This window comes from Kitasatospora sp. NPDC005751, assembly GCF_040630835.1.
GTDB lineage: Bacteria > Actinomycetota > Actinomycetes > Streptomycetales > Streptomycetaceae > Kitasatospora.
The window spans coordinates 12,639-30,457 of the sequence record NZ_JBEXYC010000025.1 but is presented as its reverse complement, the minus strand read 5'-3'; the positions used below and the strand labels follow the sequence as shown (position 1 = coordinate 30,457).

Here is a 17,819-nt window from a genome sequence, read left to right as displayed (position 1 = left end):
GCGGGGCGGGCGTCAGACGCTGAGGGTCTGACCCGGGAAGATGAGGTCCGGGTTGCCGCCGATCGCCTTGACGTTCTTGGCGTGCAGGCTCGCGGTGTCGGTGCTGAACTTGGCCGCGATGTCGCTCAGGGTGTCGCCGCTCTTGACGGTGTAGCTGCCGCCGGAGCCGTTCCGGTCGGCGGCGGCCGGCTTGGCCGGCATGGCCGGCTTGGCGGTGTCCTGGGACTTCCAGGACTGGGTCTTCTGCGACTTCTGGGCCTGGTCGCCCTGCGCGGCCTTGCCCGGGGCCTGCTTCGCCTGCGGGGTCTGCGCGGGCTTGGCGGGCTTGGCGGGCTTGGCCGGCTGCTGCGCCTTGGGGGCGGCCTCGGCGGCGGTGTCGACGGCCGCCGGGGCGCCGCCCTTGGCCAGACCGGCCTTCGCCGAGCAGACCGGCCAGGCGCCGGGCCCCTGCGAGGCGAGCACCTTCTCGGCGACCGAGATCTGCTGCGCCTTGGTGGCCTGGTTGGCCTGCGAGGCGTAGGCGGTACCGCCGTACGCGGCCCAGGTGGACGGGGTGAACTGCAGTCCGCCGGAGAAGCCGTTGCCGGTGCTGATGCTCCAGTTGCCACCGCTCTCGCACTGGGCGACGGCGTCCCAGGTCGAGGTGGACGCGGCGGAGGCCGAGGTGGCCGTGACGAGGCCGGCCACCGGCAGGGCCGCGACGGCCCCGCCGACCAGCACCAGACGGGCACGGCTGCGGCGCTTCCCGGCGGTGGTGGTGTTGGTGGTGGCAGCGGCGGTCTCGTTACGGATCGTCATGAAAGTCCTCTCGACAAGCCCCGGGCGGGCAGGCGGAACCAGACCCTTGGCAGGGCCTTCGCGCTCACCTCACTCGACGGGCGGCCGGGCACGTGTCGGACGTGCCGCGCCGCCCCGGCCACCCTCGCTCGCCGACGGCCTGTTCGAGCCGATCGCGTCAACGGGCACGGCCCTCGCGCCGGGGGTCAGTCGGCGGGCTGTGCGTCGGGGGTGAACCCGGGTGGTGCTCGTTGCACCGCCAATGAAGCTACGGCCCCACCCGGGGCGGCTTCAAGCAATTCTTGGACGCCGCAGGTCAGTTGACTGTTACCGGCGGTATCGATCATGAAACTGTGCCCGAAATTTACGTGTTTGACCGCATTTTCAAGATCGAATGATCAATTTCCGTGCCATCGCTCACACCTGTCCATCTGTGAGGCCCCCCACACCGTCGACACAGAGCGATGGCGGGCCGACGGACCGTCACCACCGCCACCGGAGTTCCCGGTTCCGCGGGCCGCCCCCGTGGCATCGCCCACACCTGTCACTCAGCGTGGCCACGCCATGCGCAGCGCGTAGCACACGACCAGTCCGTACCCGACGCAGTAGCTGAGCACCCGGGCCCGCGGCGAGAGTCGCGCGCCCACCGAGACGCCCACCGCCGCCAGCCCCTGCTGCCAGAGCAGCGAGGCCACCAGCACCCCGGCGACGAAGGCCACGCCACCCGGGCCGCCCCGCGGGCCGCTACCGCCCGTGACCAGGGCGGCGAAGTAGAGCGCGGTGGTCGGATTCACCGCGGTCAGGGCGGTGAACCGCAGGAAGGCCCGGACCGGAGGGCCCGCCGGCCCCGCCCCACCCCCGCCCGCCGCGCCCACGAAGGCCCTGCCGCCCCGGCCCGCCCTGCCGCCCCGGTTCGCCCTGCCCGGGCCCGCCGGCCCGCCCGGTGCCAGCCGCAGCCCGAGCAGCCCCCGGACCGCCACCACCACCAGCACCACCGCCGAGCCGATCCGGGCCCAGGACTCCCAGCCGGCGGAGGTCGATGCCCATCGGGAGCCGAGCGCCGTGGCGAGCGCCGCGTACGCCGCGTCCACGCAGGCCACCGCGCACGCCGCACTCACCGCGGCCGCGCGCCCGCGCCGCCCCTCCTCCAGCAGAAGCACCCCGACCGCCCCCAGCGGCACCGCCACGCCCAGCCCCGCCCCGACGCCCGCCAGCGCCGCCGCCGCGGGCCCCGCCGCGGCCGCCACGCCCTGGATCGGGTCCGTCGCCGTCACCCCGGCCCCGAGGGCCGTCCCGAAAGTCATGGCGCCACCGTGGCCCACCCGCCGCGACAACGGCGGCCGGAAACCGGCCAGGGCCGCGACAATCGCGGTATGGATGCCCTCGACAGCGAAATCATCGGCGAACTGCGCGCGGACGCGCGGATCTCCTACCGCGACCTCGGCGCGCGGGTGGGCCTGAGTGCCAACGCGACGGCCGACCGGGTCCGCCGGCTGGTCCGCAGCGGTGTGATCCGGGGCTTCACCGCCCTGGTCGACCCGGCCGCCGACACCGCCCGTCCGGGCCTGACCGTCTTCGTCGACGTCCGGCTGCGGCCGGAGACGGACAGCGACGCCTTCGAGACCACCGCGCTACGACTGCCCGGCGTCACCGAGGCCGCCCATGTCACCGGCGAGTACGACTACCTGCTGCGCGCCCGGGTGGCCGACGCCGCCGGACTCGACCAGCTGCTACGCCGGCTGAAGCACGAGGCGGGCGTCGCCCACTCCAACACCCGGCTCGCCCTGCGGATCGCCACCCGCTGACCGGGGACCCGGCACCGGGCACCCGGCCGGGTCAGATCCCGCCACCCAGCCCCGCGTCGCGCGCCAGCAGCGCCGCCTGCACCCGGTTCTCGCAGCCCAGCTTGGCCAGGATCCGGCTGACGTACGTCTTCACCGTCGCCTCGCTCATGTGGATCCGGGCGCCGGCGTCGGCGTTGGAGAGCCCCTCGCCCAGCAGGGCCAGCACCTCCAGCTCGCGCGCGGTCAGCACCTCCAGCCGCTGCCGGGCGGACGCGCCCCGGGCCACGGCCGGGCCGCTGCGGGCGCCGGCCAGCGAGTCCACGATGTACCGGGTCGCGGCGGGAGAGAGGAAGGCGTTCCCGGTGGCGGCGGCGCGGACGGCCTGGATCAGCTCGGCCGGCGCGGTGTCCTTGAGCAGGAACCCGGCCCCGCCCTCCGTGACGGCGCGCAGGACGTTGTCGCGCTCCCCGAAGGTGGTGAGGATCAGCGCCCGCGCGCCGGGCACCACCCGGCGCAGCTCGCCGAGGGCGGTCAGCCCGTCCATGACCGGCATCTGGATGTCCAGCAGGACGACGTCGACCCGGTGGGCCAGCGCGAGGTCGAGGGCCTGCCGGCCGTCCGCGGCCTCGGCGACCACGTCGATGTCGTCGGCGGAGGACAGGATCATCCTGATCCCGGCCCGGATGAGCGGCTCGTCGTCGGCGACGAGGACTCGGATCACTGCTGGTCATCCCCTCGATGTGGTGCGGGTGGCGCTGCTCGCCACCATCCTCACATCTCGCGGGCCGACCGGTCACCGGCCCGGGCGGCCCCGGTGGCGCGGCCTCAGGACCGGGCCGGGTAGTGCTGCTTCTCCAGCAGCACGCCGTCCTTGAAGCAGAACCGCGCCACCTCCTCCTCGCTCCCCAGGCCGCCCGTGGTCCCGTAGACGAAGTAGCGGCAGGAGGAACCGGCCGGCGGGGTCGGGCCGCTGCCCTCGTAGTCCTGGGTGAAGAGGCTGTTGCCGATCGGGAGGCGGCCCCCCACCTCGGCCTCGGGAGTGCCCTCCTGGAGCGAGTCGTACAGCCCGCGCGGCACGGTCGCGTCGCCCGCGGCGCCGATGAAGGCCACCACACCCCAGACCAGCAGGCCGAGCACGGTGAGCAGCACCACCACCCCGCCGACCGCGCAGCCGATCGCCGGGCTGCGCCGCCGCCGGTCGCCGGACCCGCTCCCGACCTCCGGCAGCACGTCCCGCACCCAGGCCTCCTCCTCCGCGCCCGGGGCAGCGGCCGGATCGCCGCCGGCCCCCTCGTAGGGGAGCACCGCGGCGAGCCGGAACCCGGCCTCGGCGGTCGGCCCGGCGTGCACCATCCCGCCGACCAGCCGGGCCCGCTCACGCAGTCCGGTCAGCCCCTGACCGCCGCTGACCGGCGCGACCCGGCCACCCGCCGGCACTTCGGCCGGCTCCGGGGCGCGGGGGTTGGCCACCTCGACCACCAGGGCGTCCGGCTCGTAGCGCAGCGCCACCGAGATGGGCGCGCCGGGGGCGTGCTTGTGCGCGTTGGTGAGCGCCTCCTGGACGATCCGGTACGCGGCCTGGCCGACGCTGGCGGCCGCGGGTCGGCGCTCGCCGTCCTCGCCGAAGGAGACCGTCGTCCCGGCCGCCCGGGAGGACTCGACCAGCTTCTCGATGCCCTCCGTGCCACCGGTGCGCACGGTGGCGCCGGCCGGCCCGCCGACCGGGGCCGGCTCCCGGGCGCTCGACTCGTCGTGCAGCACGCCCACCACCTCGCGCAGCTCCCGCATCGCGGTGACGGCGGCCAGCCGCAGCACCCCGACCGCCTCCCGCTGCCGGTCGGACAGGGTGCGGTCGACCTCCAGCGCGCCGGAGTGGACGGAGATCAGGGCGAGCTGGTGGCCCAGGCTGTCGTGCATGTCCTGGGCTATCCGGTGCCGCTCGCGCAGCCTGGCCTGGTGCGCCACCATGGCACGCTCGCGCAGCAGCTGCTCGTTGCGCTCGCGCAGAGCGTCCAGCAGTGCCCGGCGCTGGGCCCGGTAGCGGCCCCAGAGCGCGGGCAGCACGGCGATCAGCAGGAACCCGCCCAGCGAGAGCCCGATCGTCAGCTTGATCGGCGTCGACCCGGCCTCCTTCACTACGCTGACGGCCGTCGTCAGCAGGAAGGCACCGGCGAACGAGCCGGCCAGCACGCCGACCCGCCTCACCCGGGCGCCGGCCGACCAGCCGGCGAAGACCAGCAGCGGCAGTGTCCCGCCGAACCAGCCGCAGGCGCCGGCCGCGAGCAGCAGCACGGTCGAGGGCAGGGCGCGCCGGAGCAGGAAGAGCACGGCCGCCCCGAGGCCGACGACCGGCCAGAGGCAGGTGTGGGAGACCACTTCGATCAGCGCCGCGAGCGCGCCCACCAGCAGCGCGCCGACGGCCTCCCGGGCCACCGTCCAGGGCCGCCAGGGCCCGGGCAGCGCCGCTCGTACCGCCCTCGACCAGGCCTTCGCTATCGCGTCCACGCCGCGAGGTTAGCGAAGCGGCCCGCCCGGGCACCGCCACCGTTCGTCGTTGCCCGCCCCGACGAAAGTCGCGGGCCCGACGGAAGTCGCGGGCTCCGTCGGCGGCTGCGGCCGGCTCACCCGTAGGCGGTGAGCATCAGCGCCACGTCGTCCACCCGGTCGGTGGAGCCGACCTCCTGCAGCAGCCGCTCCGCCAGCCGTTCCAACCCGTCCTCCGCGTCGCCGGCCGCACCGGCCGGTCCGGCGAGGGCGTCGCGCAGCCGGTCCACGCCGTGGTCGATCTCCACCGCGGGGTCCTCGACCAGCCCGTCCGTGTAGAGCGCGAGCAGCGAGCCCGGCGCCATCCGGAACTCGCTCACCGGGTACTCGGCCCAGTGGTCGACGCCGAGCAGCGGCCCGCCCGCCACGTACAGCGCCTCGGTGCTGCCGTCCGGGTGGCGCAGCACCGGCGGGAGGTGGCCGGCCCGGGCGATCCTGGCGGTGCCGTCGGCGGGGGTGAGCCGGATCAGGCAGCAGCTGGCGAGCAGCCCGGGGTCGAGGTCGAGCAGCAGCCGGTTGGTCTGCGCGAGCACCTGGTCCGGCGGGTGGCCGCTGGCGGCGAAGGCCCGGACCGCGCTGCGCAGCTGGCCCATGGTGGCGGCGGCGCCGACGCTGTGGCCCTCGACGTCGCCGATCACCAGGTTGAGGTCGTGGCCGGTGACGATGGCGTCGTACCAGTCGCCGCCGATCTCCATCCCCTGGGTGCCGGGCAGGTAGCGGGCGGTGATCCGGACGTTCTCCAGGCGCGGCAGCCGGTGCGGCAGCAGGGCCTGCTGGAGGCCGCGGGCGAGGGCGAACTCGGCGTCGTAGAGCCGGGCCCGCTCCAGGGCCTGGGCGATGAAGCCGCCGAGGGCGGTGAGCAGCCCGCGTTCCTCCAGGGTGAAGGCGCGGGACTCGTCGAAGCCGATGATGCAGCTGCCGACCGGGTGGCCGGAGGCGATCAGCGGGAGGAACGCCCAGGCGCGCATCTCGTCCAGGGCGATGCCGGGGTAGGCGGCGGCGAGTTCGTGGACGGACTCGAAGAAGATCGGTGTGCCGGAGCTGAGCGCCTCGGCGCCGGGCACCCGGGCGCCGACCGGGGTGCCCTCGAAGCGGTCCAGGAAGCCGTCCGGGTAGCCGCTCTGGGAGACCAGGTGGAGGCGCTTGTCGCGGACGGTGTAGATGGCGAGCTCCTGGCCGCCGAAGGCCGGCAGGATCTGGTCGGCGACGGCCCGGCAGACCTCCCGGACGGTGACGGCCTCGCTCAGCGCGCTGGCCAGCTGGAGCAGGTGGTACATGGCCCCGACGCTGGTCCGGGCGCCGGGCGGGGGTTCGGCCGGCGGCTCCGGCGCGCCGGAGGGCGGCTCGGCGGCGACCACCCGACCGGTGACGCCGTGGGTGTCCGGGTAGAGCGAGAACGCCAGCCAGCCGTCCGGCGGGCGGGCCGCGAGGAAGGCGGTGGGCTGCTGGGAGACCATCGCGGCGCGGTAGCGGTTCTCGTAGACCGGGTCGGAGAGCCAGGGCAGCACGTCCCACGGGTGGTGGCCGACCAGGTCCTCGCGGCGGGCGTGCAGCAGCAGCTCGACGCTGCGGTTGGCGTAGGTGATCCGGCCGTCCGGGTCCAGCGAGAAGACGCCGTCGCGCAGCCGCTCGACGGCTTCGGCCGCGGCGGTGCCGGTCCTGGTGTCCAGCACGGCGCCGACCAGGTGGGTGCGGCCGTCCGGCCCGGCCGTCTCGGGCACCCGACCCCAGAACTCGACCGGATAGGGGTGGCCGCCGTGGTCGAGCGCCCGGACCCGGGCGGCCAGCATCCGGCCCTCGTCCAGCGCGGCCCGGGCGGCGGCCCGGAACTCCGGCAGGTCGCCGGGGGCGATCCGGGTGGTCAGGGTGGCCGCCCGGCCGTCGAACTCGGCGGGCGACATCCCGAAGATCTCGCAGAACGGCTCGTCGACGGCGAGCGCCCCGGTGGCCAGGTTCCAGTCGAACAGGCCGACCCTGGTGGTCGGCGGGGACGGTGGCGCCAGCTCGACCACGGCGGTCTCGCCATTGGGTTCGATCAGCCGCCCGTTCCCGTCCAGCGCCGCCAGCGCGGCGGCCAGCCCGTCGGCCACCGACCGCAGGTGCCGCTGCGCGCCCGCCGGCACGCCTTCGTCCGAGGCGGCCCAGAGCACGCCGATCACCCCGTACGTCTCCTTGCCCGCCTTGACGGGCACGCAGGCGGAGGCGAAGTCGTAGGGCATGCCGACGGCCATCTGCGGGAAGCGCCGCATGGTGTCCTCGGTGTCGGCCAGCGCGATCACCCGGCCGGTGCGGAAGCTGACCGCCACCGGCATCGGCCCGGCCGCGGCGATCCGCCGGTACTGGGCGATGATCGACAGCGGCACGCCCGCGATGGTGCAGAGCACCAGTGAGCGCCGGTCCCGGGCCCGCAGGTAGACCATCCCGCCGTACGCGTCGGTCTCGGCGAGCACCCTGCGGACGGCGGTCGCGAGCAGCGCGTCCCGCTCGTGCGTCGCCCCGGCCACGGCATCGCGCTCCCGGGGGCGGCGCGCGTCGGGTCGCGTCGCCCGAGTCCCGCCGGTCACATGCGGACCGGGCCGGTCCGCCGGCACACCCTGGCGCATCTTCTCTTGCTACGCCCGGGTCAAGGGACTGTCAAGGCGAGCCCCGCGTGCCGCCCGGGCCGGACCGCGCCAGCATGGTCACCATGCCGACCGATCCGGGCCGCACCACCGTGGTCAACCTCAAGGGCCATCGCGACGATCCCGACTACGCCGACGTCGTCTACGTCGGGCGGGCGATGCACCGCGGCGGCTGGCACCTCGACGAGTCGCCGCTGCACTGCCCCTACCGGCCCGGACCGGACCTCAGCCGGGAGCGGATGCTCGCCGAGTACCGCGCCTACCTGCTGGACCGGCCGGACCTGCTCGCCCTGCTGCCGGAGCTGCGCGGCCGCCGGCTCGGCTGCTGGTGCGTCCCGCTCGCCTGCCACGCCCAGGTGCTCGCCGAGCTGGCCGACCACGGCAGCTGAGGCGGGCCGCCGGGGCCGGCGACGCTCGTCCGGGTGGCCGGGCACCGCCCCCGACGCCGGCCGCCCGCGAACCGTCCGGACGCGCTTCGATATCCTCACTCGGACAGCGCAGCGCAGCGGCTGCCCCGGGGAAACGAGTACGTCCATGCAGCCGGCACCGTCCGACCGTGCCCGAACGGCGCAGACCGAGGAGGCCGGCGCCGCCTGGCAGTGGGACGGCGAGAGCGGCGACCGGCCGGCCGAACCGGCCGACGTGCTGAGCGGCGGCTCCGAGTCGGGCGGCGGGCCGCGGCTGACCCGGCGGCGGCTGCTGACCGGCGCCGGGGTGCTCGCGGCGGGCGCCGCGGTCTGGGCGTTCGCCCGCTCGGCGGACGAACCGGCGCCCGCTCCGCCCCGGCCGCTGCCGACCCGCGTCGCCGGACCGCAGCCGCTCTGGACGTACCGGGGCCGGGAGGCGATGGCGGCCGAGCGGCTGACCGGCCGCCCGGCCGTCCCCGTCTTCCTCACCCGCGAGGGGCTCCAGGTGCTCGACCCGGCCGACGGCAGGCCGCTGCGGCTGCTGTCGTTCGCCGCGGCCAAGGCGGACTGGCCGAACGACGTGCAGCAGCCGGGCGCCCATGTGGTGGTCGGCCCCGACCGGGTGTTCACCACCTCCAACGGCCACCTCGACAGCCACCACCTCACCGACCCGGCCGCCGAGTGGAGCCTGCCGCTGCCGGAGGAGCTGGGCAACGGCACCGTCACGCTGTTCGGCTGCGCGGGCGACGTCGTGTACGGCGAAGTCCAGCCCCGGCCGTTCACCGGGGACGGCCGGCTCTTCGCGGTGCACGTCACGGACCGCCGGGTGCTCTGGTCCCGTCCGTCCGAGGGGGAGCGGCCGCTCTCCCCGCTCACCGCGGCCGGGGGCCGGGTGCCGGCCTTCGACGGCTCGGCCGGCGGCCTGCGCCTGCTGGAGGCCGCCACCGGCAAGCGGCTCTGGACGGTGCCCACCGACAGGGGCACGGGCTGGGCGGTCACCGACCCGGAGCACGTCTACGCCCCGCAGGGCCCGGCCGGGCTGCGGGCCCTGCGGGTGGCGGACGGCGGCCCGCACTGGTCGGTCGTCCCGGGGCCGGCCGACGAGTGGCGGCTGCTGCCGCCGGTCGCCGGTGGCGCCCTGGTCCACCTGTTCCGCGACAACGGCCTGGTCACCGCCCACGCCGCGGACACCGGGGCCCAGGTCTGGGAGCACCGCCTGCCGTTCCGGCTGGACCGCCGCAGCAGCCCGCTGCTCGCCGGGCCGGTCCTCTACGTGCCCGGTCCGGCCGCCGCGGGCGTCCGCGCCCTGGACGCCGCCACCGGCGAGGAGCGCTGGACCTTCCGCGACTCCGGCCCTGGAGTGGACGTCTGGTCGCTCTCCCACGACGCGACCCGCCTGTACGCCGGCCACGACGACGTCCTGCACGCGCTCCCGCTCGCCTGACCCGCGGTCACCGCTGCGCGGCCCCGGTCCCGCCGCCGCCCCGGCGACGGGGGAGGATGGCGGCGTGCAGGTACACCCGATCTCGCCCGACCGGCTCGCCGAGCGCCTCGCCGACCGCGTCACCGCCCTGCCCGGAGCCGGTGAGCGGTGGCTGCGGGTCGCCGTGGACGGCGCCCCGGCCGCCCGGCCCGGCGCACTCGCCGACGCGCTGGTGGAGCCGCTGCGGGAGCGCGGCCGCCCCACCCTGCGGGTGTCGGCGGCCGCCTTCCTCCGCCCGGCCTCGGTCCGGCTGGAGTACGGCAAGCAGGACCCGGACGCCTACCACGACCTCTGGCTGGACGACGGCGCCCTGCTGCGCGAGGTGCTGGACCCGCTGGAGCCCGGCGGCACCGGCCTCGTCCTGCCGTCGCTGCGCGACCCGGTCACCGACCGGGCGACCCGCGCGCCGTACACGCCGCTGCCGCCCGGCGGCGTGCTGCTGCTGGACGGCGCACTGCTGCTCGGCCGCTGGCTGCCGCTGGAGCTGACCGTCCATCTGGCGCTCACCCCGGCCGCGCTGGCCCGCCGCACACCGGCCCAGGAGCAGTGGACGCTGCCCGCGTTCGCCCGCTACGCGGCCGAGACCGTCCCCGCCGAGGCGGCCGACCTCACCGTCCGGGTCGACGACCCGCGCCACCCGGCCCTGGTCGAGTAGCGGTCCGCGTCCCAGGGGCCGGCCCGCGCTGGCAGTGCGGGCACCAGAACGCCACCCGCTCCTGCGGCGGCGTGCCCTGGGTCGCCGTCCGGACGACCGTGCCGCAGCGCGCGCACGGCCGCCCGGCCCGGCCGTACACCCAGTGCCGGCGGCCCGGCCGGGTGTCGCCGGTGGTGACGTGCCCGGGGCGCAGCCGGTTGGCGTCGAGGATCTGCTGGGAGCGCTCCACCAGCCTTTCGGGGCGCGGGAGTTCGCCGACCGGCGTCCACGGGGTGACCCCGGCGAGGAAGCAGAGCTCATTGGCGTAGACGTTGCCGATGCCGGCCAGGTTGCGCTGGTCGAGCAGCGCCTCGGCGAGCGGCCGACCGGGCTGGGCCAGGAGCCGGCGGACGGCCTCGCCCGCGTCCCAGTCGGGGCCGAGCAGGTCGGGCCCGAGGTGGCCGACGACCCGCTCCTCCTCGGCGGTGCGCAGCAGCTCGACGACGGGCAGCCGGTAGCCGACCGCCGTGCTGTGCTCGGTGCCGAGGACGGCCCGGATCTGCCAGGCGGGTCCGCCCGACCATCGCTCGCCGGGGCGGTAGACCGCCCAGCGGCCGTCCATCCGCAGATGGGTGTGGAGGGTGAGGCCGCCGTCGAGCCGGGTCAGCAGGTGCTTGCCGCGCGGGGCGACCTCCAGCACCCGCCGCCCGGTCAGATCGGCGGTGGCGTGCGCGGGCACCCGCAGATCGGCCGCGGTCAGCACCCGGCCGGCCAGTTCCTCGTGCAACCGGGCCGCCACACGGTAGACGGAGTCACCTTCAGGCATGCCCCCATCCTCCCCCGCCGGCCGGCGCCGACACGGTCGGCGGGGCCTACTTCTCGCGCACCACGACGACCGGGCAGGGGGCGTGTTCGGTGAGGTGGCGGCTGACGGATCCGAGCAGGGCGCCGGAGAATCCGCCGAGGCCCCGGCTGCCGACCACCAGCAGGGCGGCGCCCTGGGCCGCCTCCAGCAGGGCCTGCGCGGCGTTGCCGGGCATCACCGTCTCGGCGATCCGGACCCCGGCCTCGGCCCCGGCGACCTTGGCGACCGTCTCGGAGAGCGTCCGCCCGGCCAGTTCCTCGGGGTTGAAGCCCTCGGCCGGGGGCATCGCGAGCCCGGCCCAGCCGTAGAACGCCGGGTACTCCCAGGCGGCGATCGCCCGGACGCCGCCGCCGGCCAGCCTGGCGTAGTCGATCGCCCAGCGCAGCGCCCGCTCCGAGGCGGGCGAGCCGTCCACGCCGACGACGATCAGGGGTTCCGCGCTGTCGGCCATGCCGCTGCTCCTTGTTCGACTACCTCGGCTTCACCTGCCGCTGACCAGGCAAACATAGATCAATACGGGCATATGGCCGCTAATTGCCACGCCGAAGACGTCGAACACTTTCGAACCCTGTGCGGTCCCATTCCCGAGACCGAAGAAGCGTGACGTGCCCGCGGGTCCGGTGGACGGGCGGCCCGGAGGCGGAGACTGGTACTGGCGGGTGCGCGGGCTCGTTGCCCGCGCACCCGCCAGGGTCTCTGGACGGACGGTCCGTCAGGCCCGGTAGGCGGCCCAGGCGTTGGACATCCTGGCGACCTGTCCGGGGGTGAACTGGGTCATGCAGGAGTCGTAGGTGTAGTCCATGAAGTTGTGGATCGGGTCGACGCCGGTGGCCGTGCAGGTGTCGCGGCCGGCCGGGCACTGGTACGCGGCGGTCTTCTCGGCCGGGGTGTCCGAGACGTAGTCGCCCTGGCCGCCGCAACCGCCCTGGAAGGTGTGGTACAGCCCGAGCCAGTGGCCGACCTCGTGGGTGACGGTGTCGCCCTCGTTGTAGTTGGTGGCCGAGCCGCCGGGGAACGAGCTGTCGAGGATGACCACGCCGTCGTCGCTCGGGTTCGACCGGTAGGAGCTGGGGAAGGTCGCCCAGCCGAGCAGCGACTGGCCGAGCTTGGCGGTGTAGAGGTTGAGGGCGTTGGCACCCCCCTTGCGCAGCGAGCTCTTCATCGACCGTTCGGCCGAGGAGCCCGGGGTGATGCCGTTGTACCAGGACGAGTTGTCGGTGTAGTCGGTGCCGGTCAGCTGGAACTGGAACTGGCTGGCGGTGTTGCCCGCGCCCTGGCCGCCGTAGGCGGCGTTGAGGACGGAGATCTGCCGGCTGATGTCCGTCGCGGTCAGCTTTCCCGTCGATCCGGCGTGGACCACGTGGACGTACACCGGGATGGTCGTGGTGGCGGCGAGCGTCCCCGGGGCGAGCAGCGCGCTGCCCTGGGAGGAGTGGGCCAGTTGGGCGACCCGGGCGCTGAGGTCCGCGTCCATCGCGTGGGCCTGGGCCTCGGTGACGGCGTTGGGCTCCTGGCCGCCCGGGCTGCCGGCGGGCTTGCGGGCCCCGGCGTCCTGGCTCTCCCCGCCGACGCACGGGGCGGCGACCGCGCCGGGGGCCTGCGCGGCGGCGGTGGAGAACGCCGAGGGGGCGGCGAACTGGGTGAGCCCGAGGGCCGTGACGAGGGCTGCGGCGCTGAGGAATCTGCGGGGGACACGCGAGGGTACGCGGGCAGAACGACGCATCTGCGCTCCTGAGGGGGAGTTGTGGGGGGTGGCGGAGGGGGGCCGCCGAGCCTAGGCTACGCAGGGCCGCGTGTACGCGTCAGGTTTCTTCCGGCCGCGAAGTTCTGACGACATATCGGACATAACCCGGAAGCCCGATCGAGTGACCCCGGTCACAGGTGGAGCATTTCCGGTGCCGCACGGTCGGGGCAACGCCCCCGGGTTGTCCGAAAGTTGACGCTCCGTCCGCCGGACAGGCCTCGGAAGGCCGACCGGACCGGTCGGGTCGGCGGCCCCACACCGCCTCGCCGAGACTACGACGCCACGAAGACGATCTCCCGCACGGCGCGCGCACCGGCCCGGTCGAGCACCACCGCCGACGCACAGCCCGCCGGCGGCTCGCCCGTCCCGGCCAGCCGTCCGCGCAGCCGCCGGGCGGACTCGCGGTGCCGGGCGAAGGCGTACGCGGAGACGCGCTGGCCCCGGGCGTGCTGGCCGTCCCGGGCCTCCTCCGCGCTCGCGTCCAGCAGGATCAGGTGCACCCGGCGCCCCTGCCGGGCGGCCGCGCGGCCCAGCCAGTACCGCACCCAGGGCAGCGTGCCGCAGTCGTGCACCGCGAGCGGGCCGCCGGCCAGGACGGCGCGGCGCAGCCGCCGGTAGTGCGCGGCCCGCACCAGCGGGCGGTAGGCGGCATAGGGCAGCCAGCCGGGGACCCGGGCCGCGTACTCCTCCCGCACCTGCTGGGAGTCGACCAGCGGGGCGCGGACGCAGCGGCGCATCAGGGTGCTCTTGCCGCTGCCCGGCAGGCCCGACACGACCAGCAGGTCGTCGGCGCGGTAGTGCAGCGCCTGCGCGGGCACCGCGGCGGCCCCCGCCTCGGGGCACCCGGCCGCGCCGGGCCCCCGGCGCAGGTCGTGCAGGCCGCGCGGGCGCAGCACCGCCGCGGCCGGGCGGACCTCGGCGGCGCACGCCGATCTCGGTACGGGCACCTTGGCCCCGGACACCCCGACCTCAACCACCGGCACTCCCCCTGACTCCGCGGCCCCGGCTCCCCGGCCTCCGCCTCCCGAAGAAACCTTCCCCCTTCAAGAGAGAGTAAAGACTAGTGGTCAGCGCCGGTACGGCCGAGCCCTCCCGCGCCGCGGCGGCGCCTCCCGCACAACGCCCTCGCACCACGCCCTCGGAACCGACGCATTCGCCCCGGCCGTTCGTACCGGCTGTTTCGGCCCGGCGGGCGGGGCTGAGCGCGCCGCCCCCGCCCGCCTCCGCCCGCCCGCCCGCGCCCACCCGGCGGCGCAGGCGGGCGGAGGCGGGCGGAGGTGGGCAGGGGAGGGCAGGGGCGGGCAGGGGAGCCGGACGGTCGCGGGGCGGGTCAGCCCAGCTGCGGAGCGACCCGGGAGGCGATCAGCTCCAGGTGGTCGAGGTCGTCCAGGTCGAGGATCTGGAGGTAGAAGCGCTCGGAGCCGACGGCGGCGTAGCGGCCGATCGTCGCCACCACCTCGTCGGGGGTGCCGGCCAGGCCGTTGGCCTTCAGCTCGTCCACGTCGCGGCCGATCGCGGCGGCCCGGCGGGCCACCTCGGCGTCGTCCCGGCCCACGCAGGCGACCAGGGCGTTGGAGTACACCAGGTCGTCGGCCTGGCGCCCGGCCCGCTCGACGGCGGCCCGGACCCGGCCGAACTGGGCGGCGCTCTGCTCGACCGAGACGAAGGGCAGGTTGAACTCGTCGGCGAAGCGGGCGGCCAGCGCCGGCGTCCGGGTCGGGCCCGTGCCGCCGACCAGCACCGGGATCTTCTCCTGGGCGGGCTTGGGCAGCGCCGGCGACTCGGTCAGCCGGTAGTACTCGCCGGCGAAGTCGAAGGTGTCGCCGACCTTGGTGTTCCAGAGGCCGGTGATGATCGCCAGCTGCTCCTCCAGCCGCCCGAACTTCTCCTTGGGGAACGGGATGCCGTAGGCGGTGTGCTCCTCCTCGAACCAGCCGGCGCCGAGGCCGAACTCGACCCGGCCGCCGCTCATCGCGTCGACCTGGGCGACCTGGATGGCGAGCACCCCGGGCAGCCGGAAGGTGGCGGCGGTCATCAGGGTGCCCAGGCGGATGGTGCTGGTGTCGCGGGCGAGGCCGGCCAGCGTGATCCAGGCGTCGGTCGGGCCGGGCAGGCCGCTCACCCCGCCCATCTTGAGGTAGTGGTCGGAGCGGAAGAAGGCGCTGAAGGCGCCGAGCTCCTCGGTGGTCCGCGCCACCCGGAGCAGCGTGTCGTAGCTCGCGCCCTGCTGGGGCTCGGTGAAGATTCGAAGATCCATGCGGTCCATTCTGGGGCAGATCGCCCCGTGCTTCCGGGCGATCCGCGCTTTCGGCCACCCGGCGGGGCGGGCGGCGGGACCGGCCGGGCCGCGGGCGGCGGGGTGGCCAAGGTCTCAGCCCGCGCGGCCGCTCCCCCGCCGCCGCTCGCCTACCTTGGACGGATGTTCGCCACGCCCGACGAGTCCCACCGCGACTCCCCCGACCAGCCGGCCGGCTGCCCGCTGCCCGGGATCGTCGCCGCCTTCACGCCGCGGCTGGCCGAGTTCGCCTTCGAGCCCGGCTTCGTCGCCGCGGTCGACCAGCACGTCGCCCAGTTGCGCGAGCTGCTCTACGCGCAGGGCCCGGCGCTGCTGCCCCTGGCGCTGGACCGCGCGGAGCTGTCGCAGTACGCGGCGGAGTTCGTCGACGCGCTGATCGACATCGGCTGGCGGGAGCCGGTGGGGTACGACTTCGCGGTGCACCGGCTGACCGCGATCTGCTGGCTGGTGCGCGAGCAGGACCTGCTCACCCGCTGAGGACGGGCGCGGCCGGGGCGATCCTCCCGGGCGGGCCCGGCGCCGGCGGGTCGACGCGTACAGTGGCGGTCCAACGGACGGACGGCGGGGGCGGGACGGTACAGGGTGAGCGGCGACACGGGGAGCACGGTCCGGGCGGGTCGCGAGAGCGGTGCGACCGGCCACCGGGCGCTGGTCTGGCGGGAGCTGCCCGAGCGCCCGGCGGCCGCGGTGCTGGTCCTGCACGGCGGCCGGGAGCACGGCCTCGGCCGGCCCGGCCCGGTCAACCTGCCCGGTCTGCGGATGACCGGCTTCGTCCGGGCCCTGCGCCGGGAGACGGCGGGGGCCGGGGTCGCGATCGGCACCGTCCGCTACCGTCACCAGGGCTGGAACGGCGAGCGCGCCGACGCCGCCCGGGACACCCGGGCCGCGCTCGGCGACCTGGCCGAGGAGCTGGGGCACGTGCCGACCCTGCTGGTCGGCCACTCGATGGGCGGCCGGGCGGCGCTGCGCGCGGCGGGCCACCCGAACGTCACCGGCGTGGTCGCGCTGGCGCCCTGGTGCCCGGCGGAGGATCCGTGCGAACAGCTCGCCGGCCGGAGCGTCCTGATGCTGCACGGCGACCGCGACAAGGTCACCGGCCCGGCCGACACCCGCGCCCTCGCCGCCCGCGCCCGCTCGGCCGGGGCCGGGGTCTGCGGCTACACCGTGGTCGGCAGCGGTCACGCCCTCCTCCGGCGCTCCGGTGACTGGCACCGTGCCACCGCCCGGCTCTGCACCGGACTGCTCGGCCTGCGCGACCTGCCCGCCGAGGTCGGGGCCGCGCTGGCGCTGCCGGCCGGCAGCCGCGACGCCCTCGCCCTCCCGCTCCCCGCCCAACCGCGCACGGCGCCACCGCGCCGCCTCACCCCGGTCCTGCCGACCGACGCCTGACGCCGCGCGCCGGCGGCCGCCCCGGCGGTCACCGCACCCCGGCGGCCGGGCCGGGCGCGGGCACCGCGCGCTCCGCCGCACGGCTGACCTCCTCCCAGCCGGCCCAGGTCTCCATCCTGGTCCGCGCGATGTCGAACGCCAGGTCGTAGACCATGCTCCCCAGCAGCAGGCGCAGCGGAGGCTCGTCGCTGTCGACGAGCCGGAGCAGCGCCTCGGCGGCGAGCTTCGGGTCGCTGTCGACCGAGCCCTCGGCGAACTGCTTCGCCAGTTCGGCCCGGAGCGGGTCGTAGGCGTCCAGGGTGTCGGTGCGGTGCATCGCCGTGTAGAGGTCGGTCCAGTAGCCACCGGGCTGCACGATGCTCACCTTCACGCCGAAGCCCGCCACCTCCCTCGCGATCGCCTCGCTCAGGCCCTCCAGCGCGAACTTGCCGGCGCTGTAGAGCCCGGTGCTCGGGAATCCGCCCAGCGCGGCGACACTGGAGATCTGCACCAGGTGCCCGGAGCCCTGCCCGCGCAGCACGGGCAGCACCGCCTGGCTCACCCAGAGCGCGCCGAAGAAGTTGACGTCGAGGTGGGCCCGGGCCTCGGCCTCGCCGAACTCCTCGACCATGCCCATCGAGAGCATCCCGGCGTTGTTGACGACGATGTCGAGCCGGCCGAAGTGGCCGACGGCCTCGGCGACCGCCGCGAAGACGGCGCCGCGGTCGGTCACGTCCAGCCCGAGGGGCAGCACCCGCCCGGGGTGGGCGGCCGCCAGCTCCTCCAGCGGCCCGGTGGTGCGCGCGGCGACCGCGACCCGGTCCCCCGCGGCGAGTGCCGCGTCCGCGAAGGCACGGCCGAGGCCCCGGCTGGCGCCCGTGATGAACCAGACCCGGTCGGTGCTTGCGGCTGAGGTGCGCATACCCGGTACTCCTCCACTTACGAGAGACGAGACGGTTCGTCTCGTTTGATGGCCCCACTATCGCCCCGTTCCAGCTTCTCGTCAAGACGAGACGTATCGTCTCATTGGCTTCGCGTGCGCCCGGCGATCCGGGCCGGGCGGTCCATCTGCACCGCGCACGACCCTTTTTGACGGTTCTCGACCGCGATGATCGCCCGGCCGGTAGCGTCACTCCTGTCGTCCGAGGCCCACCGGCACCGGCTGCCGCACGGGCACCGTGTGCCGCCCGGTGCGACATGTCAGGGCGGCGCTACGGGGAGCGCGCCTTCGTGTGGACCCCGAGGAGTGAGAACCAGTGATGACTGCCAGGCGCCACCGTGGAGTCGAGGCCACCG

Annotated in this window: 17 protein-coding genes; 6 read left to right on the top strand and 11 right to left on the bottom strand. The window is 75.7% G+C overall.

Going from position 1 to position 17,819, the window contains the following annotated elements:
- Positions 1-12: 12 nt before the first annotated feature.
- Positions 13-798, bottom strand: a complete 786-nt coding sequence (locus ABZ497_RS22145; RefSeq protein ID WP_359807732.1) for a transglycosylase family protein — start codon at positions 796-798, stop codon at positions 13-15.
- Positions 799-1,325: 527 nt separating this feature from the next.
- Positions 1,326-2,081 (bottom strand): LysE family transporter, encoded by a 756-nt coding sequence (locus ABZ497_RS22140; RefSeq protein ID WP_359807730.1) that lies wholly within the window; start codon positions 2,079-2,081, stop codon positions 1,326-1,328.
- Positions 2,082-2,150: 69 nt separating this feature from the next.
- Here ABZ497_RS22140 and ABZ497_RS22135 point away from each other — a divergent pair, with 69 nt between their 5' ends.
- Complete coding sequence (locus ABZ497_RS22135) at positions 2,151-2,582, top strand: Lrp/AsnC family transcriptional regulator (RefSeq protein WP_329491109.1); 432 nt, start codon at positions 2,151-2,153, stop codon at positions 2,580-2,582.
- A gap of 31 nt (positions 2,583-2,613) precedes the next feature.
- On the opposite strand, the gene ABZ497_RS22130 is transcribed toward ABZ497_RS22135, so the two are convergent.
- The 3 genes from ABZ497_RS22130 to ABZ497_RS22120 all read right to left on the bottom strand — a co-directional run bounded on the left by ABZ497_RS22130 (position 2,614) and on the right by ABZ497_RS22120 (position 7,609).
- Positions 2,614-3,282, bottom strand: coding sequence for a response regulator transcription factor (locus tag ABZ497_RS22130; RefSeq protein ID WP_359807728.1), 669 nt, complete (start codon positions 3,280-3,282; stop codon positions 2,614-2,616).
- Positions 3,283-3,386: 104 nt separating this feature from the next.
- Complete coding sequence (locus ABZ497_RS22125; protein ID WP_359807726.1) at positions 3,387-5,066, bottom strand: histidine kinase; 1,680 nt, start codon at positions 5,064-5,066, stop codon at positions 3,387-3,389.
- Between the two features lie 116 nt (positions 5,067-5,182).
- Entirely contained in the window at positions 5,183-7,609 is a 2,427-nt protein-coding gene (locus tag ABZ497_RS22120; protein WP_359807724.1) for a SpoIIE family protein phosphatase, read from the bottom strand.
- Positions 7,610-7,791: 182 nt separating this feature from the next.
- Between ABZ497_RS22120 and ABZ497_RS22115 the strand changes: the two genes are divergently transcribed.
- The 3 genes from ABZ497_RS22115 to ABZ497_RS22105 all read left to right on the top strand — a co-directional run bounded on the left by ABZ497_RS22115 (position 7,792) and on the right by ABZ497_RS22105 (position 10,271).
- On the top strand, positions 7,792-8,115 hold the full coding sequence (locus ABZ497_RS22115) for a DUF4326 domain-containing protein (RefSeq protein WP_359807722.1): 324 nt from the start codon (positions 7,792-7,794) through the stop codon (positions 8,113-8,115).
- 145 nt (positions 8,116-8,260) lie between these two features.
- A complete protein-coding gene (locus tag ABZ497_RS22110; protein ID WP_359807719.1) occupies positions 8,261-9,577 on the top strand; it encodes a PQQ-binding-like beta-propeller repeat protein in 1,317 nt (438 codons plus the stop codon).
- A gap of 64 nt (positions 9,578-9,641) precedes the next feature.
- Entirely contained in the window at positions 9,642-10,271 is a 630-nt protein-coding gene (locus ABZ497_RS22105; protein WP_359807716.1) for a uridine kinase, read from the top strand.
- On the opposite strand, the gene ABZ497_RS22100 is transcribed toward ABZ497_RS22105, so the two are convergent.
- The 5 genes from ABZ497_RS22100 to ABZ497_RS22080 all read right to left on the bottom strand — a co-directional run bounded on the left by ABZ497_RS22100 (position 10,225) and on the right by ABZ497_RS22080 (position 15,116).
- Positions 10,225-11,076 (bottom strand): DNA-formamidopyrimidine glycosylase family protein, encoded by an 852-nt coding sequence (locus tag ABZ497_RS22100; RefSeq protein ID WP_359807714.1) that lies wholly within the window; start codon positions 11,074-11,076, stop codon positions 10,225-10,227. The two genes, ABZ497_RS22105 and ABZ497_RS22100, sit on opposite strands and share 47 nt — an antisense overlap.
- A 46-nt stretch (positions 11,077-11,122) precedes the next feature.
- Positions 11,123-11,566, bottom strand: a complete 444-nt coding sequence (locus ABZ497_RS22095; RefSeq protein ID WP_359807711.1) for a universal stress protein — start codon at positions 11,564-11,566, stop codon at positions 11,123-11,125.
- A 261-nt stretch (positions 11,567-11,827) separates the two neighbouring features.
- Positions 11,828-12,838 carry a zinc metalloprotease gene (locus tag ABZ497_RS22090; protein WP_359807709.1) on the bottom strand — a complete coding sequence of 337 codons (1,011 nt, stop codon included), beginning with the start codon at positions 12,836-12,838 and terminating at the stop codon, positions 11,828-11,830.
- Between the two features lie 293 nt (positions 12,839-13,131).
- Positions 13,132-13,836, bottom strand: coding sequence for an AAA family ATPase (locus tag ABZ497_RS22085; protein ID WP_352293803.1), 705 nt, complete (start codon positions 13,834-13,836; stop codon positions 13,132-13,134).
- 353 nt (positions 13,837-14,189) lie between these two features.
- Positions 14,190-15,116, bottom strand: coding sequence for an LLM class F420-dependent oxidoreductase (locus ABZ497_RS22080; RefSeq protein ID WP_329491098.1), 927 nt, complete (start codon positions 15,114-15,116; stop codon positions 14,190-14,192).
- Between the two features lie 162 nt (positions 15,117-15,278).
- On the opposite strand from ABZ497_RS22080, the gene ABZ497_RS22075 reads away from it, so the two are divergent.
- Together ABZ497_RS22075 and ABZ497_RS22070 are read left to right on the top strand one after the other, a co-directional pair.
- Complete coding sequence (locus ABZ497_RS22075) at positions 15,279-15,632, top strand: DUF6401 family natural product biosynthesis protein (protein ID WP_359807706.1); 354 nt, start codon at positions 15,279-15,281, stop codon at positions 15,630-15,632.
- A gap of 186 nt (positions 15,633-15,818) precedes the next feature.
- Complete coding sequence (locus ABZ497_RS22070; RefSeq protein ID WP_359807822.1) at positions 15,819-16,544, top strand: alpha/beta hydrolase; 726 nt, start codon at positions 15,819-15,821, stop codon at positions 16,542-16,544.
- 28 nt (positions 16,545-16,572) lie between these two features.
- On the opposite strand, the gene ABZ497_RS22065 is transcribed toward ABZ497_RS22070, so the two are convergent.
- The gene (locus tag ABZ497_RS22065; protein ID WP_359807705.1) at positions 16,573-17,445 is read right to left on the bottom strand and encodes an SDR family NAD(P)-dependent oxidoreductase; all 873 of its coding nucleotides are present in this window, start codon (positions 17,443-17,445) and stop codon (positions 16,573-16,575) included.
- Positions 17,446-17,819 lie beyond the last annotated feature (374 nt).

Bases quoted from the DNA above. Each gene is read 5' to 3' on its own strand.
- ABZ497_RS22140 (WP_359807730.1), bottom strand. From the start codon at position 2,081: ATGACTTTCGGGACGGCCCTCGGGGCCGGGGTGACGGCGACGGACCCG.
- ABZ497_RS22095 (WP_359807711.1), bottom strand. From the start codon at position 11,566: ATGGCCGACAGCGCGGAACCCCTGATCGTCGTCGGCGTGGACGGCTCG.
- ABZ497_RS22135 (WP_329491109.1), top strand. From the start codon at position 2,151: ATGGATGCCCTCGACAGCGAAATCATCGGCGAACTGCGCGCGGACGCG.
- ABZ497_RS22065 (WP_359807705.1), bottom strand. From the start codon at position 17,445: ATGCGCACCTCAGCCGCAAGCACCGACCGGGTCTGGTTCATCACGGGC.
- ABZ497_RS22075 (WP_359807706.1), top strand. From the start codon at position 15,279: ATGTTCGCCACGCCCGACGAGTCCCACCGCGACTCCCCCGACCAGCCG.
- ABZ497_RS22080 (WP_329491098.1), bottom strand. From the start codon at position 15,116: ATGGATCTTCGAATCTTCACCGAGCCCCAGCAGGGCGCGAGCTACGAC.
- ABZ497_RS22110 (WP_359807719.1), top strand. From the start codon at position 8,261: ATGCAGCCGGCACCGTCCGACCGTGCCCGAACGGCGCAGACCGAGGAG.
- ABZ497_RS22100 (WP_359807714.1), bottom strand. From the start codon at position 11,076: ATGCCTGAAGGTGACTCCGTCTACCGTGTGGCGGCCCGGTTGCACGAG.
- ABZ497_RS22090 (WP_359807709.1), bottom strand. From the start codon at position 12,838: ATGCGTCGTTCTGCCCGCGTACCCTCGCGTGTCCCCCGCAGATTCCTC.
- ABZ497_RS22145 (WP_359807732.1), bottom strand. From the start codon at position 798: ATGACGATCCGTAACGAGACCGCCGCTGCCACCACCAACACCACCACC.
- ABZ497_RS22115 (WP_359807722.1), top strand. From the start codon at position 7,792: ATGCCGACCGATCCGGGCCGCACCACCGTGGTCAACCTCAAGGGCCAT.